Source organism: Phenylobacterium terrae, from assembly GCF_042681205.1.
Lineage (GTDB): Bacteria > Pseudomonadota > Alphaproteobacteria > Caulobacterales > Caulobacteraceae > Phenylobacterium > Phenylobacterium terrae.
Genome location: NZ_JBHUEY010000006.1, coordinates 729,566 through 743,302 on the forward strand (window position 1 = coordinate 729,566; position 13,737 = coordinate 743,302).

13 protein-coding genes are annotated in these 13,737 nt (G+C 71.0%); 6 read left to right on the top strand and 7 right to left on the bottom strand.

The window, feature by feature from the left end:
• Positions 1 to 29: 29 nt before the first annotated feature.
• Positions 30 to 656: a fasciclin domain-containing protein gene (locus ACFSC0_RS18110; RefSeq protein ID WP_377355218.1), complete on the bottom strand. Its 627-nt coding sequence runs from the start codon at positions 654 to 656 to the stop codon at positions 30 to 32.
• Here ACFSC0_RS18110 and ACFSC0_RS18115 point away from each other — a divergent pair.
• The 3 genes from ACFSC0_RS18115 to ACFSC0_RS18125 all read left to right on the top strand — a co-directional run bounded on the left by ACFSC0_RS18115 (position 634) and on the right by ACFSC0_RS18125 (position 3,247).
• Positions 634 to 849 carry a hypothetical protein gene (locus ACFSC0_RS18115; protein WP_377355219.1) on the top strand — a complete coding sequence of 72 codons (216 nt, stop codon included), beginning with the start codon at positions 634 to 636 and terminating at the stop codon, positions 847 to 849. The genes ACFSC0_RS18110 and ACFSC0_RS18115 overlap by 23 nt on opposite strands.
• Before the next feature lie 453 nt (positions 850 to 1,302).
• Complete coding sequence (locus ACFSC0_RS18120) at positions 1,303 to 1,641, top strand: P-II family nitrogen regulator (protein WP_329633267.1); 339 nt, start codon at positions 1,303 to 1,305, stop codon at positions 1,639 to 1,641.
• A gap of 28 nt (positions 1,642 to 1,669) precedes the next feature.
• Positions 1,670 to 3,247: an ammonium transporter gene (locus ACFSC0_RS18125; RefSeq protein ID WP_377355220.1), complete on the top strand. Its 1,578-nt coding sequence runs from the start codon at positions 1,670 to 1,672 to the stop codon at positions 3,245 to 3,247.
• A gap of 229 nt (positions 3,248 to 3,476) precedes the next feature.
• On the opposite strand, the gene ACFSC0_RS18130 is transcribed toward ACFSC0_RS18125, so the two are convergent.
• From ACFSC0_RS18130 to ACFSC0_RS18140, 3 genes are read right to left on the bottom strand one after another with little or no spacing between them, the layout of a single operon-like run.
• A complete protein-coding gene (locus ACFSC0_RS18130) occupies positions 3,477 to 4,358 on the bottom strand; it encodes a 4-(cytidine 5'-diphospho)-2-C-methyl-D-erythritol kinase (RefSeq protein ID WP_377284195.1) in 882 nt (293 codons plus the stop codon).
• A 19-nt stretch (positions 4,359 to 4,377) separates the two neighbouring features.
• Entirely contained in the window at positions 4,378 to 6,093 is a 1,716-nt protein-coding gene (locus ACFSC0_RS18135) for a tetratricopeptide repeat protein (RefSeq protein ID WP_377284194.1), read from the bottom strand.
• Positions 6,094 to 6,150: 57 nt separating this feature from the next.
• On the bottom strand, positions 6,151 to 7,824 hold the full coding sequence (locus ACFSC0_RS18140; RefSeq protein ID WP_377284193.1) for an electron transfer flavoprotein-ubiquinone oxidoreductase: 1,674 nt from the start codon (positions 7,822 to 7,824) through the stop codon (positions 6,151 to 6,153).
• A gap of 119 nt (positions 7,825 to 7,943) precedes the next feature.
• On the opposite strand from ACFSC0_RS18140, the gene ACFSC0_RS18145 reads away from it, so the two are divergent.
• Both ACFSC0_RS18145 and ACFSC0_RS18150 read left to right on the top strand, forming a co-directional pair.
• A complete protein-coding gene (locus ACFSC0_RS18145) occupies positions 7,944 to 8,759 on the top strand; it encodes a uracil-DNA glycosylase (protein ID WP_377284192.1) in 816 nt (271 codons plus the stop codon).
• Between the two features lie 154 nt (positions 8,760 to 8,913).
• Positions 8,914 to 10,527: a lytic transglycosylase domain-containing protein gene (locus ACFSC0_RS18150; RefSeq protein WP_377284191.1), complete on the top strand. Its 1,614-nt coding sequence runs from the start codon at positions 8,914 to 8,916 to the stop codon at positions 10,525 to 10,527.
• Between the two features lie 4 nt (positions 10,528 to 10,531).
• On the opposite strand, the gene ACFSC0_RS18155 is transcribed toward ACFSC0_RS18150, so the two are convergent.
• On the bottom strand, positions 10,532 to 10,906 hold the full coding sequence (locus ACFSC0_RS18155; protein WP_377284190.1) for a hypothetical protein: 375 nt from the start codon (positions 10,904 to 10,906) through the stop codon (positions 10,532 to 10,534).
• A gap of 76 nt (positions 10,907 to 10,982) precedes the next feature.
• Here ACFSC0_RS18155 and ACFSC0_RS18160 point away from each other — a divergent pair, with 76 nt between their 5' ends.
• Entirely contained in the window at positions 10,983 to 12,059 is a 1,077-nt protein-coding gene (locus tag ACFSC0_RS18160) for a PA0069 family radical SAM protein (protein ID WP_377284189.1), read from the top strand.
• 171 nt (positions 12,060 to 12,230) lie between these two features.
• Here ACFSC0_RS18160 and ACFSC0_RS18165 read toward each other — a convergent pair whose 3' ends face one another.
• Entirely contained in the window at positions 12,231 to 12,545 is a 315-nt protein-coding gene (locus ACFSC0_RS18165) for a polyhydroxyalkanoic acid system family protein (protein WP_377284188.1), read from the bottom strand.
• A gap of 3 nt (positions 12,546 to 12,548) precedes the next feature.
• On the bottom strand, positions 12,549 to 13,724 hold the full coding sequence (locus tag ACFSC0_RS18170; protein ID WP_377284187.1) for a YihY/virulence factor BrkB family protein: 1,176 nt from the start codon (positions 13,722 to 13,724) through the stop codon (positions 12,549 to 12,551).
• Positions 13,725 to 13,737 lie beyond the last annotated feature (13 nt).

Below are 13,737 nucleotides of genomic sequence, written 5' to 3' on the forward strand. Positions count from 1 at the left end.
GAACGGCAAAGCCGTTTCGCTCCGCCCGACTATTGATCCTCCCCCTCGTCGGCCGCGCCCGCGGCGCTGCCCGGCGAACGCGACGGGGACTGGGCCCCGGCGTCGCTCGAGGCGCCGGTGCTGGCGACAGGACCCGAGCGCGGCGCCGACGTCGACGCGGTCGCGCCGGCCGAGGTGGTGGTGGACGTGGAGGCCGAGGGGCCGGCGCTCGGGGCCGAGGAGGCCGTGGCCGCGCCCGGCGGCAGCAACACCTTGTCGATGACGTGAATGGTGCCGTTGGTGGGCCGCACGTCGGCTTGGACGATGGTGGCGTCGTTCACCTTCAGCGCCTCGCCGCTGCCGTCCAGCTCGACATTCGTGCCGGCGACCGTCGGGACCGGGCCCCGGGCGCCCTTGATCTTGCTGGAGTCCACCTGGGCGTTGATCACGTGGTAGGTCAGGATCTTCTGCAGCTGCGCCCGGTTGGCCGGCTGCATCAGCCGCTCGAGCTCGCCCGGCGGCAGCGCGGCGAAGGCCGCGTCGGTCGGGGCGAAGACCGTCAGCCCTTTGTTGTTCTTCAGAACCTGGGTCAGGTTGGTGGCCTCGACCGCCTTCAGGAAGGTGCTGAACTGCCCGGCCGACCTGGCGGTCTCGATGATGTCGCCGGACGCCCTCACCTGGGCGCCGGCCGCGGCCGACGCGGTCGCCGCGGCGGCCGGGGTGGAAGCGCTTGCGCCGGCGGCGGGCGCGGCCGGCGTGGCGCGCGTCGCGGGCGTGGCCGGGGTCGCCGGCGCGCCCGGCGCCTTGGTGGCAGGCTCGGCGGGCGTGGCCGGGGTGGCCGGGGTGGCTCTCGTGCTGGAAGTCGACTGAGCCGAAGCGGCGCCGGCGACAAGTGCGAAAGCGGCCGCGGCGGTCAGTAGGCTTGTGCGATTCATACTTGGATCCTCTGGGGTTTGGGTTCGCGCCCCCACGAACCGTGGCGCCAGGCGCACGGGTCCGGCCTGTCTACGCTCGGGCAAGCTCAACGGTTCCGCCCGCTCCCTGAGCTCACGGACTCGTGACGCCGAATGGAAAAATCGGCCATTTACCGGCGCTTAGCGCCGCCGCTCCGGAGAACGCCGGTCGCCTGCCCAATGCGCAGGCAGTCGCGCGGACTCGCCGCCTCCTTTTTGGGCGCAGCTTCGCTTTCCCGCGCAAAGGCGGCCTAGCGGCGCCGGAGGCCGTCCGGGGCGCCCATAGGTTCCCCCTCGCCATCCGGTCGCCCGGCCGGAGGCGGACGGATCAATCGAGGGCGCGGATTCGGGGCCGCGCGGGGAGTTTCGGATGAAACTGATCATGGCCATCGTCAGGCCGTTCAAGCTGGAGGACGTGCGCGAAGCGCTCGTGGCGGCCGGCGTTGAGGGCCTGACCGTCTCGGAAGTGAAGGGCTACGGCCGCCAGAAGGGGCAGACCGAGATCTACCGCGGCGCCGAGTACCAGGTGAGCTTCCTGCCCAAGGTGAAGCTCGAGGCGGTGGTCGAGGACTCCGCCGCCGCCAAGGCCGTGGAGGCGATCAAGGCCGCGGCCGCCACCAACAAGATCGGCGACGGGAAGATCTTCGTGCTGAACGTCGAAGACGCGGTGCGCATCCGCACCGGCGAGACCGGGGCCGCCGCCCTCTAACGCGACATCGGGGACCAAGGGGAAATCCATGAGATCACTGTTTCACCGAGGGCTGGCCGGGCTGACGCTCGCCGCCGTCATCGCCGGGGCGCCGCTGGGCGCGCTGGCGCAGGAGGCGGCCGCGCCCGCGGCGCCGGCCGCCGAAGCGGCGGCGCCCGCCGCCGAAGCCCCGCCATCGGCCGGCGGAGTCGCTGCGGCGGCCGCCGCGGGCGAGACCTCGCCGGCGGAAGCCGCCGCTCCGGCGGTCGCCGAGGACGCCCCCGCCGGCCCGACGGTCGACAAGGGCGACACCACCTGGATGCTCATCTCGACCATCCTGGTGCTGCTGATGATCCTGCCGGGCCTGGCGCTGTTCTACGGCGGCCTGGTCCGCCAGAAGAACATGCTGTCGATGCTGATGCAGGTCTCCACGGTGACCGTGATCGGCATGATGGCCTGGATCCTGTGGGGCTATTCGCTGGCCTTCACCGACGGCGGCGGCCTCGACACGTTCGTCGGCGGCTTCGACCGGCTGTTCCTGAAGGGCGTCACCACGGAGTCGACCGTCGGCACCTTCTCGACCGGGATCGCCATTCCCGAGCTGGTGTTCATCGCCTTCCAGATGACCTTCGCCTGCATCACCGCCTCGCTGGTGCTGGGCGGCGTCGCCGAGCGGATGAAGTTCGCCGCCGTGGTGGTGTTCGCGGTCCTGTGGCCGATCCTCTCCTACTACCCGATGGCCCACATGGTCTGGTGGTGGGCGGGTCCGGACGCGGTCGCGGCCGCGCCGGAAGATCCCATCCAGTCCGGCCTGCTCTGGGGCTTCGGCGCCCTGGACTTCGCCGGCGGCACCGTGGTGCACATCAACGCCGGCATCGCCGCGCTGGTCGGCGCCCTGATCCTGGGGCCGCGCAAGGGCTACCGCCAGGAAGCCATGCCTCCGCACTCGCTGACGCTGACCCTGGTCGGCGCGGGCCTGCTGTGGGTCGGCTGGTTCGGCTTCAACGCCGGCTCCAACCTGGAAGCCAACGGCTACGCCGCCCTGGCGATGGTGAACACCTTCGTGGCCACGGCCGCGGCGGGCTTCTCCTGGGTCATCACCGAGTGGGTCACCCGTAAGCGGGCCAGCATGCTGGGCCTGGCCTCCGGCCTGGTCGCGGGCCTGGTGGCCGTCACCCCGGCCGCCGGCTTCTCCGGCCCGGTGGGCGCGCTGATCCTGGGTCTGATCGTCTCGCCGATCTGCGTGGTCTTCTGCTCGACCATCAAGAATGCGCTGAAGTACGACGACAGCCTGGACGCCTTCGGCATCCACGCGGTCGGCGGCATCGTCGGCGCTATCGCCACCGGCCTGCTGGTCAATCCGGAATGGGGCGGCGCGGGCGTGGTGGACTACACCACCTGCGCGGCCGACGGCGACATCGCCACCTGCGACGTCGGCTCCTACGTGCTGGGGACCCAGGTCATGGCCCAGATCAAGGCCGTGCTGGTGGCCATCCTCTGGTCGGGCGTCGCCAGCGCCATCGTGTTCGCCCTGATCAAGTACACGGTCGGGATCCGCGTCACCGCCGATGTCGAGGAAGAAGGCCTCGACATCACCGAACACGGCGAGCGCGCCTACCACTACTAGAGGACTTGTCTCCCAAGACTTCGGGCGCGGCGGCTCTGCCTCCGCGCCCATTTTCTTTGGGCGAAGGTTTCCCACCGGGTTCGGTTGCGCCGTTTCCGGACCGCCAAGACAGCCAAGATCGCCAAGGCAATGAGGGTGCACAGTCGCCGCGGCGACCGACGGCCGCCTATGCGGGGCCGGCGCGTCCAGTGGCGGTCTTGGCGGTCGACGAATACGTTGGCGGACGCCGCTAAAGCTGGGGCGCGCCGAGGCGGGTGCGGCGGACCCACCAGGCGGGGCGCAGGGCTTCGATGCGTTCGGCCAACGTCTCGGCCTCGTAGTCGCTGGCGCAGAGGGCGAAGCAGGTGCCGCCGGAGCCGCTCATGCGGGCCAGCAGGGTCTCGGGCTCGGCGCGCAGGAAGTCGAGGGCGTCGCCGACCTCCGGGGCGATCTCGACGGCGGCGGTCTCCAGGTCGTTGCGCATCAGCGACAGGAAGCCTGCGGCCTCGGCGGCGTCCTCCAGCGTCTCGGGCAGAGGCGGCCGCTCGGCCGGGCCCCATCCCTTCAGGGCGTCCAGGCGTGCGTAGACCTGGCCCGTTGGAACCGGAACGCCCGGGTTGACCAGCACCGCGTCGAGCGGCGGCGTCGCCGGCGCCGGCGAGAGCCGCTCGCCGCGCCCTTCGGCGATCACCGGCCGGGCCCACAGGCAGGCCGCGCCGTCCGAGCCCAGACCGGCGGCGAGCGCCTCCAGGTCCGGATCGCTCAGGTCGACGTCCAGCGCCCGGCGCAGAAGGCGTAGCGCGGCGCCCGCGTCGCTGGAGCCGCCGCCCAGGCCCGCCGCCACCGGCAGCGCCTTCTCCAGCATCAGGCCGAAGGGCCGCGTGGGTCCCTTGGCCCTCTCCAGCAGGGCGTGTGCGGCGCGCAGGACAAGGTTGTCCGCCTCGCGGGCCAGCGCGAGCGCGAACGGGCCGGAGACCTTCACCTCCAGCGCGTCCGCCTCGTAGGCGCTGACCCGGTCGCCGACGTCGGCGAAGGTCATCCAGCTGCAGATGGGATGGAAGCCGTCCGGCTCCGGCGGACCCACGTGCAGGAAGAGGTTGACCTTGGCGGGCGCGAGCGTTTCGGCCGACATGCCCCCTCCCCCAGCCGCGCTACGGCTGGGCCACCTGCGCCGGGGCCGCGGGGCCGTCCGGGCCCAGGCCCGAGGCGAGCTTGGCCTCGGCGTCGGCCTTGATGCGCGCGTCCGGGTCCAGGGTCAGCACCCGCCGCCACTGGAACATCGCCTCGTCGCGGCGGCCGACGCGCCAGTAGGCGTCGCCCAGGTGGTTGTTGATCTCCGGATCGCCGGCCTCGAGCTCGACGGCCTGTTCGAGCTTCTCGACGGCCTTCTTGTAGTCGCCCATGCGGTAGTAGGCCCAGCCGAGGGAATCGACCATGGCGCCGGACTTCGGATTGGTCGCCACCGCCTTCTCGACCATGGCCAGGGCCTCGGTCAGCCGCTCGCCGCGGTCGATCCAGGAATAGCCGAGGTAGTTCAGCAGCTCCGGGTCGTTGGGCTCGATCTTCAGCGCGGCCATCAGGTCGGCCTCGGCCTTGGGCCAGTCCTTCAGCCGCTCATAGGAGACGCCCCGGGCGTAGAGCAGGCGCCAGTCTTCGGGGTTCTTGGCGATCAGTCCGGTGAGCACCTCCACCGCCTCCTGATGCCGGTCGTTGGCGCGCAGGAGGTCGGCGAGGGTCAGTTGGGCGTCCTCGTGGCCGGAGGCGGCCGCCGCGCGGGCGACCTTCATCGCCGTCTCCGGGTCCTCCGCCTGCTGGTGGCTCCAGGCGAGCTTGCTCTGGGCGGCGGCGTAGGACAGCGAGCCGGGCTTGGGCCGGGTGTAGGCGGCGCGCGCGCCTTCCAGGTCGCCCGCCCCGGCCAGCACGTCGCCGACCAGCAGCCAGGCCTCGTCCCGCTCCGGATCGAGGTGCAGCACCATGCGCAGGTAGACCAGGGCCAGCTGGTCCTGCTTCTGGGCCAGCATCCCGGCCGCCGGAGCCAGCAGCGCCTCGGCCGCGCCCTGCCTGAGAGTCGGCGCCTTGGGGGCGCTCTTGCCGGCGGCTGCGCGGGCGCGGGCCAGCCGCACGCCGGTGGCGTCGGGCTCCTCGGCGAGCGCCTTGTCGTAGAGCGCCACCGCGTCGGCGCGCCGCCCGCGCCGCTCCAGGAACTCGCCGTGGGCGAGCAGGATCATCTCGCCGGGGAAGGCGCCGTCGGTGAGCGCCTTGTAGGCCGCCTCGGCCTCTTCGTGACGGCGGGCGCGCTCGAACAGCCGCGCCTGGCCGAGCCGGCCGAAGAAGTCCACGACCTGGTCGCCGCGCACCTCGGGCTTGGCCAGCGAGGCCTCGGTGTCGCCGGCCATCGCCGCCGCCCAGGGCTCGAGCAGGGCCGCGGCGGCGCGGTGCGGGAATCCGATGCCCTCGGCAAGCTCGGCGCGCGCCGTCTTGGCCTGGCCGCTCGCGAGGCCGTCGACGGCGCGGGTCAGGCGGGCCAGTCGCTTGACGGCCTCGGAGGCGTCCTCGCCGGTGGGCTCCAGGGCCAGCGCCCTCTTCAGGTCGCCGGCCAGCACCGCGGCGTTGAAGGCCCGCTCGCGGACCATGAGGTTCTCGGCGCCCTCGGCGCTGGCGCGATCGAAGAAGCCCGCGGCCTCGCGGCTGCGGCCGTCGTTCAGTGCGGCCTGGCCGGCCAGGAACAGGCCATAGGGCGAGGCGCCCGGCGTCGGGGTCGCCCCTGGGACCGCGGGCGCGAGGCCGACCTCGGCGTCAGGAGCCGGAGTGGCGCAGGCTGCGAGGAGCACGAACGGGGCGACGGCGGCCAGAAGCGGAAAACGCATGGGCCGCAAACTCCATGCTTCGGCGCCGCGGCGCAAGCCCGCCGCAGCGCCCCATCGTCACATGTTCGGGTAGTTCGGCCCGTCGCCGCCGTTGGGCGTGGTCCAGTTGATGTTCTGCGACGGATCCTTGATGTCGCAGGTCTTGCAGTGGACGCAGTTCTGGAAGTTGATCTGGAACTTCGGGTTCTTGCCCTCGTCGTCGTACAGCACTTCGTAGACCCCGGCCGGGCAGTAGAGCCGCGCCGGCTCGCCGTACTTGGGCAGGTTCACCTTGATCGGGACCTCGGGGTCCTTGAGCTTCAGGTGCGCCGGCTGGTTCTCGTCGTGGTTGGTGTTCGACAGGAACACGCTCGACAGCTTGTCGAAGGTGATCACCCCGTCCGGCTTCGGATAGACGATCGGCTTGTACTTGTCGGCCTCGCCGGTGGAAGCCGCGTCCGACTTGCCGTGCTTGAGCGTGCCGAAGAAGGAGAAGCCGCCGAACAGGTTGGTGACGTGCATGTCGAACACGCCGACCGCCCCGCCGAGGAAGGTGCCGAGCTTGGAGAGCAGCGGCTTGGCGTTGCGCACGCCGTAGAGCTCTTTGCGGATCCAGGAGTTCTCGTAGGCGGTGGCGTACTCCACCAGCTCGTCCCCGGCGCGGCCGGCCTGGATGGCGGCGAAGGCGCTCTCGGCGGCCAGCATGCCGCTCTTCATGGCGTTGTGGGTGCCCTTGATCCGCGGGACGTTCACGAAGCCGGCGCTATCGCCGAGCAGCACGCCGCCAGGGAAGTAGAGCTTGGGCACCGCCTGGAAGCCGCCCTCCGAGATGGCCCGGGCGCCGTAAGCGATCCGCTTGCCGCCCTCGAGGTTCTTGCGAACCGTCGGGTGGGTCTTCAGCCGCTGGAACTCGTCGAACGGCGAGAGCCAGGGGTTGCGGTAGTTGAGGTGCACCACGTAGCCGATGGCCACGTAATTGTCCCCGAAGTGGTAGCAGAAGCCGCCGCCGCCGGTCTTGTCGTCCAGCGGCCAGCCGACGAAGTGGGCGACGTAGCCCGGCTTGAAAGCCTCGTCGGGGACCTGCCACAGCTCCTTCAGGCCGATCCCGTACTTCTCGTAGTCGCGGCCCTCGTTGAGGCCGAACTTGGCCTTCAGCTGCTTGGCCAGCGAGCCGCGGACGCCCTCGGCGACGAAGACGTACTTGCCGTGCAGTTCGACGCCCGGCTGGTAGTCGGCGGTCTTCTCGCCGTTCTTGTCGACGCCGAAGACGCCGGCGACGACGCCCTTCAGGCCGCCGCGCTCATCGAAGACGCCGTCGCTGACGGCCATCCCCGGATAGATCTCGACGCCCAGCGCCTCGGCCTGCTGGCCGAGCCAGCGGCAGACGTTGCCCAGCGAGGCGATGTAGTTGCCGTCGTTGTGCATGAACTTCGGGAACGGGAAGAGCGGGATGTCCAGATCCCCCTGCGGCCCGAGCATGATGTAGTGGTCTTCGGTGACCGGCGTCTCCAGCGGCGCGCCGAGCTCCTTCCAGTTCGGGAACAGCTCGTTGATACCCTTGGGATCGATCACCGCGCCAGACAGGATGTGGGCGCCGATTTCGGAGCCCTTCTCCAGCAACGCGACCGAGATGTCGGTTCCCGCCTCGGCAGCCAGCTGCTTCAGACGGATCGCCGCCGACAGCCCCGACGGGCCGCCGCCGACGATTACGACGTCGTACTCCATAGACTCGCGTTCGACGTCTTCGCTCATCTCGTCCTCGCCCTCGCGTGCGGGAACTCGCCGCACGTTCCAATTGGCGCGACTTATCGATAGCTTGGCGCGCAGCGGTCAAGGGCGAACCGCGAATTCAGGGACAATCCGCGACACCGATGCAGCCCAGCCAAGCCTATCGCGCCGCCGAAAGCCTCCTCGCCTTCTGGGCCGAGGCCGGGGTTGACGCCATGCTGCTGGACGAGCCGCTCGACCGGATCGAGGCCGGCAAGATCGCCCCGCCGCCCCCGCCCGTGGCCGCGCGGCCGATTCCCGCGCCCGCGGTCCGGACCGCCGCGCCGACGCCCGACATCTCCGCCGCCATCGCCGAGGCGCAGAGGCTGGCGCAGGCGGCCGGCGACATCGCCGCCCTGAAGGCCGCCATCGAGGGCTTCGAGGGCTGCCCCTTGCGTTTCGAAGGCGCCGCCCGCCAGGCGGTGTTCTACCGCGGCGATCCGGCCGCGCCGCTGATGGTGGTCGGCGAAGGCCCGGGGGCGGAGGAGGACGCGCAGGGCGCGCCCTTCGTCGGCCGGGCCGGACAGCTGCTGGACCGCATGCTGGCGGCCGCGGGCCTCACCGGCCGGGTGTTCATCACCAACACCGTGTTCTGGCGCCCGCCAGGCAACCGCACCACCTCGCCGCCCGAACAGGCCGTCTGCGCGCCCTTCCTGGATCGGGCGATCGAGCTCGTGCGGCCGCGGATGCTGCTCGTTCTGGGCGCCTCGGCGGCCAAGGCGCTGCTGAAGAAAGACGAGGGAATCCTGTCCCTTCGCGGGCGCTGGCACGAGTGGCGTTCACACTCTGGAAACCTCGAGCTGCCAGTGATGCCGACACTTCACCCGGCCTTTCTGCTCAGGCAGCCGGCAGCGAAGAAAAAGGTCTGGAGCGACCTTTTGACCGCAACCGAGCGGCTTGATCGGCCGGAACGGCCTTAGGTACACCTTCACCGTATCGGGAAACGGCGTAGTCTGGACCCGGATCGGTGTTTGCATCGAGCGGCCGGGAAGGTTCCGAATCGGGACAGGCTCGGAGCCGTCATTGGGAAAAGGGCCACGCCTCAACGCCGAATGCGGCGGGCGTGGAAAGAAGATGACGACGAAGACGCGCCTGCGGCTCGCCGCCCTCGCTCTCCTTTGCGCCGCGTCCATCGCGACCTCGGCCGCGGCCGGTCCGCAGGCCCTCTCGCCGTGGGACGTGGCCCGCTACAAGGCCGCCTTCGCCGCCGCCGAGCGCGGCGACTTCATCGAGGCCCAGATCCAGTCCGCCGAGATCAAGGACAAGGCGCTCGCCGGCCACCTGGCCTTCCGCAAGCTGATGCACCCCTCGCACAAGGCCTCCTACGAGGAGCTGGCGGCGTGGCTCGACAAGTACGCCGACCTGCCGGGCGCGGAGCGCATCTACGCCCTGGCCAGCAAGCGCAGGCCTGCGGGCGCGCCGGCGCTGAAGGAGCCGCTGCTGGCCGGCCAGGACTGGTCGCGCATCGAGGTGACCGCCCGTGGCCTTTCCGGCCCCGCCAACCCCGACCGCGCGGCCGCCGCGCGGCAGGCCTTCTATTCGGGCGACGCCCGCCGGGCGCTGAGCCTGGCCCAGGCCTCCGGCGAGCGCTGGATCGCCGGTCTGTCGGCCTACCGGCTGAAGGACTACGCCCTCGCCGAGAGCTATTTCGACAAGGTCGCCCACGACGCCCAGGAAGACGCCTGGCTGCGGGCCGCGGCCGGCTACTGGGCCGCCCGCGCGGTGACCGAGGCCGGCGAGGCCGAGCGGGCCGACGGCTATCTGCGGCTGGCCGCCCGCCATCCGCACACCTTCTACGGCATGATCGCCGAGCGTCAGGCGAACCTGCGCACCGCCCAGCGCGAGCAGGAGCTGTCGCAGGCGCCGAGGGCGGAGACGGGCGAGTTCGTGCTGGCCTCCTTCTCGGGCGGCTCGGACCTCACCGGCTTCGTGAAAGCCAATCCCCGCGCCCACCGCGCCGTGGCCCTCTCCCAGGTGGGCCAGACCACCGAGGCGGGCCTGGAGCTGCGCGCCGGCCTGGCGCTGGCCAAGGGCAAGTCCGAGCGCGACCAGTGGGGCGCGCTGCTGCTGGCCCTGAACGCCCCCCTCACCTCGCGCGTGGATGCGCCGGCGCCTGCGCGCCCCGGGACGATGAGCCCGATCTACGGCCAGGTGATCGACTACCCGACCCCGACGCTGGAGCCGAAGTGGGGCTTCACCATCGACAAGGCGCTGGTCTACGCCATCGCCTACCAGGAGAGCCGGTTCAACCCGATGGCCGTCAGCCCGGCCGGCGCCGTGGGCATGATGCAGCTGATGCCGGAAGCGGCCGCCCGCGCGGCCGGCGACGACAAGCTGAAGGCCGACATGAGCCCGCTGTTCGACCCGGCCTTCAACCTGCGGGTCGGCCAGGACTATTTCACCTGGCTGCTGGAGCGGGGCGTCGGCTACGACCTGCTGCGCGCCGTGGCGGCCTACAACGGCGGCCCGGGCACCCTGCAGAAGACGGCCCAGATGCTGGGCGAGGACGCCGACAGCCTGATGATCATCGAGTGCCTGCCGAGCCTGGAGACCCGCAACTACGTCGAGAAGGTCCTGGCCGCCTATTGGACCTACAAGCGGAAGTTCGGCGAGCACCCCAACACCCTCGACGCCCTGGCCCAGGGCGCCAAGTTCGTCGACGCCCGGCTGGACTTCGGGAAGAAGTAGCCGCTCAGCGCCCGGACAGCGGCCGCAGCTCGGCCGAAGGGCTGCGAGAGAACCAACCGCCCGTCCTCATCCCCCTGATCCTCAGGGCGCCGGATCGGTGCGCCACGTGCGCCGCCGCCCTGTCCTGCCAGTCCTCGGGCGGGCGGAAGGTGGCGGGCGCCATCAGCAGCCAGGGTCCTTTGGCCTGCGCCAGCGCCGCCTCGACGCCGGCCACGACGCGCGCGCCCGTCGCCTCGCAGATCTCCTCGACGGTGGCGTCGGCGGCCCCGGCATAGATCACCTCGCGCACCAGGCCATCCACGGCGGCCGGCACGAGCCGCGCGAACAGGGAAGCCAGGTCCTCGGGCCCTCCGGCGGGCGTGATCACGACGCTGAGCATGGGGCCACAAGCGGAGCCCTGGCGGCGGGGTCAAGAAGTTCTTGTTTCGTTCTCCCCCGAGCGATAGGTTCGCCGGGTGCCCACCTTCACCCAGCAGCTGCGCGGCCGAGGCGCGCGGTCGAACGCTTCGGGACGCTACGAGAGCCAGGTCCGCGAAGCCTTCGACGACGGCTGGGAGCTGGACGAGGCGCTGCCCGAGCAGATCGCCACCACCGTCGAGCCCGAGCGCGCCAGGACGGTCATCACAAAGAACGACAGCCCGGACGTCGGCTTCTCCCGCTCGATCAACCCCTACCGCGGCTGCGAGCACGGCTGCACCTACTGCTACGCCCGCCCGGCCCACGCCTACATGGGCCTCTCCCCCGGGCTCGACTTCGAGACGAAGCTGTTCTTCAAGCCCGAGGCGGCACGCCTGCTGGAGGCCGAGCTCTCCGCGCCGCGATATCGGCCCGAGTTCATCCACATCGGCGGCAACACCGATCCCTATCAGCCGCAGGAGCGGCGGCTGCGCGTCACCCGCGGGGTGATGGAGGTGCTGACGAGCTTCCGGCACCCGTTCTCCATCATCACCAAGTCGGCGCTGATCCTGCGCGACCTCGACCTGCTCTCCGAGATGGCGGCGCTGAACCTCACCCGGGTGGCGATTTCCGTGACCAGCCTCGACCGCAAGCTCTCGCGCAGCATGGAGCCGCGGGCCGCCACGCCGGAACGGCGCATCGAGGCCATCCGCCAGCTCTCGGCCGCGGGCGTGCCGGTGACGGTGATGTTCGCTCCGTGCATCCCCGGCCTCAACGACCACGAGATGGAGGCGGTGCTGGAGCGCAGCGCCCAGGCGGGCGCCCGGACCGCCGGCTACGTGGCGCTGCGCCTGCCGCTGGAGATCAAGGACCTGTTCCGCGAGTGGCTGGAGAGCGACCATCCCGACCGCGCCAGGCGGGTGATGTCGCTGGTGCGCCAGATGCGCGGCGGCCGCGACTACGACGTGCAGTGGTTCAAGCGGATGAAGGGCGAAGGCCCGATCGCCGAGCTGATGAGCCAGCGGTTCGCCGCCGCCAAGCGGCGCTACGGGCTGGACCAGCCGATGTCCGACCTCGACCTGACGCAGTTCCGCGTACCGCCGAGGGCCGGAGATCAGATGGAGTTGTTCGGGTGAGGCCTTTCCCTCCCCTTCAGGGGAGGGTGGCGCGGAGCGAAGCGACGCGACGGGTGGGGACGTAAGGGGCCTGCAGGGAGTTGGACGATCAGCGCCTCGCGGGTGCGAGACTCCCCCACCCCGGTCGGCTGCGCCGACTCGGCCCTCCCCTGAAGGGGAGGGAAAGGCGGGTCATTTCTTTTCGAGCAGCAAGGTCCCCTTCTGCTCGATCTTGCCTTTGATCTTGCCGGCGATCATGGCCAGGAACGGCGGCAGGATGAGCTTGAGGTTCACGGCGCTGTCCAGCACGTCGATGGCGCCGGAGACGCTCTGGCCCATGACCTGGGCCGAGAAGCTCATGGTGTCGCCGCTCCAGCTCTGCTTCAGCTGGGCGAAGCCGCCGCCGGGCAGGCTGCCGCCGAGTTCGCCGAAGCCGCGCTCGATGCGCCGCTTGGCCTCGGCGGTCCCGAGGCTGTGGGGGATGTTGACGGTGATCGGCTGGGTCATCGGCTACTCCGCGGCGAGGGCCTGATCTGGTGCGGTTCGGCCGCGGCGCAAGCGGCGGGCGACGAAATCGGGCAGCATCTCGGCCGGCCCGCCGGTCTTGGCGCGCCCCACCGTGTCGGCGACGACGGCCCCGCGCTGGCCCATCGGCTCCTCCGGGCCGGTGGTGGAGTCCACCGCTGTCTGGTGCTCGATCTCGGCGTTCAGCTCGGCGCCGGTGAGGACGATCACCGCCGACAGCCAGATCCAGATCAGGAAGCCGAACACGGCGCCGAGCGAGCCGTAGGTCGCGTTCAGGCTGGCGACATTGGTCACCCACCAGGAGAATCCGGCCGAGCCCGCCAGCCACAAGCAGGAGGCGGCGATCCCGCCCCAGGTGACCCAGCGCCACTTCGCCCGCTCGCGGCTGGGTCCGTAGCGGTAGACGAACGTCAGCGCCGCGAAGGTCACCGCCAGCAGCAGCGGCCACCTGAGCAGCGCCAGCGGCAGCAGCCGCGGGTCGATGTGCAGCAGCTTCAGGGCGACGGGCACGGCGACCACGGCGGTGGCCGCCACGACGAAGAACAGCGTGCCGCCCACGGTGAAGAACAGGGCGATCAGGTTCACCTGGAAGAAGTTGCGCTTCTCGGTCTCCTCGTAGGCGACGTTCAGGCCGTTGAAGAGCGCCTTCATCCCGGCGTTGGCGCTCCACAGCGAGATCAGCAGGCTGACGGCGAAGGTGATGGACAGGCTCGCCTGCCGCTCCTCGGCGATGCGGACCATCTGCTCGCCGATGAAGGTCAGCACGCTGGCCGGGACCAGGCCGGTGAGGATGGCCAGATGCTCGCGGGCGGTCTCCACGTCCGAGAACAGGCCGTACAGCGCGACGAAGGCGGCCAGGGCGGGAAACAGGGCCATCACGCCGGTGAAGGCGATGCCGCCGGCGACGAAGGTCACCCGGTCGCGCATGAACTCGCGCCAGGTCCGCCAGAGGATGTCCTTCCACCCCTGGAACGGGATCCGCGACGGGGCGACCGCCGTCCGGCCGCGGTTCGCCTCCAGCGGCGCGTCCTCCGGCTGGCTCATCCCCCGCGGCTTGGGCTTGCGCCGCGGCCAGGCGGCGAGCATCAGGCCCAGCGCCAGCCAGGGCGCCACCACGAGCGGCGAGGTCGGCTTCAATCCGGATCGGGCGATGGCGGCCATGGCTGAGCATGAA

Bases quoted from the DNA above. Each gene is read 5' to 3' on its own strand.
- ACFSC0_RS18130 (WP_377284195.1), bottom strand. From the start codon at position 4,358: ATGTCGGCCGAAACGCTCGCGCCCGCCAAGGTCAACCTCTTCCTGCAC.
- ACFSC0_RS18170 (WP_377284187.1), bottom strand. From the start codon at position 13,724: ATGGCCGCCATCGCCCGATCCGGATTGAAGCCGACCTCGCCGCTCGTG.
- ACFSC0_RS18120 (WP_329633267.1), top strand. From the start codon at position 1,303: ATGAAACTGATCATGGCCATCGTCAGGCCGTTCAAGCTGGAGGACGTG.
- ACFSC0_RS18145 (WP_377284192.1), top strand. From the start codon at position 7,944: ATGCAGCCCAGCCAAGCCTATCGCGCCGCCGAAAGCCTCCTCGCCTTC.
- ACFSC0_RS18165 (WP_377284188.1), bottom strand. From the start codon at position 12,545: ATGACCCAGCCGATCACCGTCAACATCCCCCACAGCCTCGGGACCGCC.
- ACFSC0_RS18140 (WP_377284193.1), bottom strand. From the start codon at position 7,824: ATGAGCGAAGACGTCGAACGCGAGTCTATGGAGTACGACGTCGTAATC.
- ACFSC0_RS18135 (WP_377284194.1), bottom strand. From the start codon at position 6,093: ATGCGTTTTCCGCTTCTGGCCGCCGTCGCCCCGTTCGTGCTCCTCGCA.
- ACFSC0_RS18150 (WP_377284191.1), top strand. From the start codon at position 8,914: ATGACGACGAAGACGCGCCTGCGGCTCGCCGCCCTCGCTCTCCTTTGC.
- ACFSC0_RS18125 (WP_377355220.1), top strand. From the start codon at position 1,670: ATGAGATCACTGTTTCACCGAGGGCTGGCCGGGCTGACGCTCGCCGCC.
- ACFSC0_RS18155 (WP_377284190.1), bottom strand. From the start codon at position 10,906: ATGCTCAGCGTCGTGATCACGCCCGCCGGAGGGCCCGAGGACCTGGCT.
- ACFSC0_RS18115 (WP_377355219.1), top strand. From the start codon at position 634: ATGATGTCGCCGGACGCCCTCACCTGGGCGCCGGCCGCGGCCGACGCG.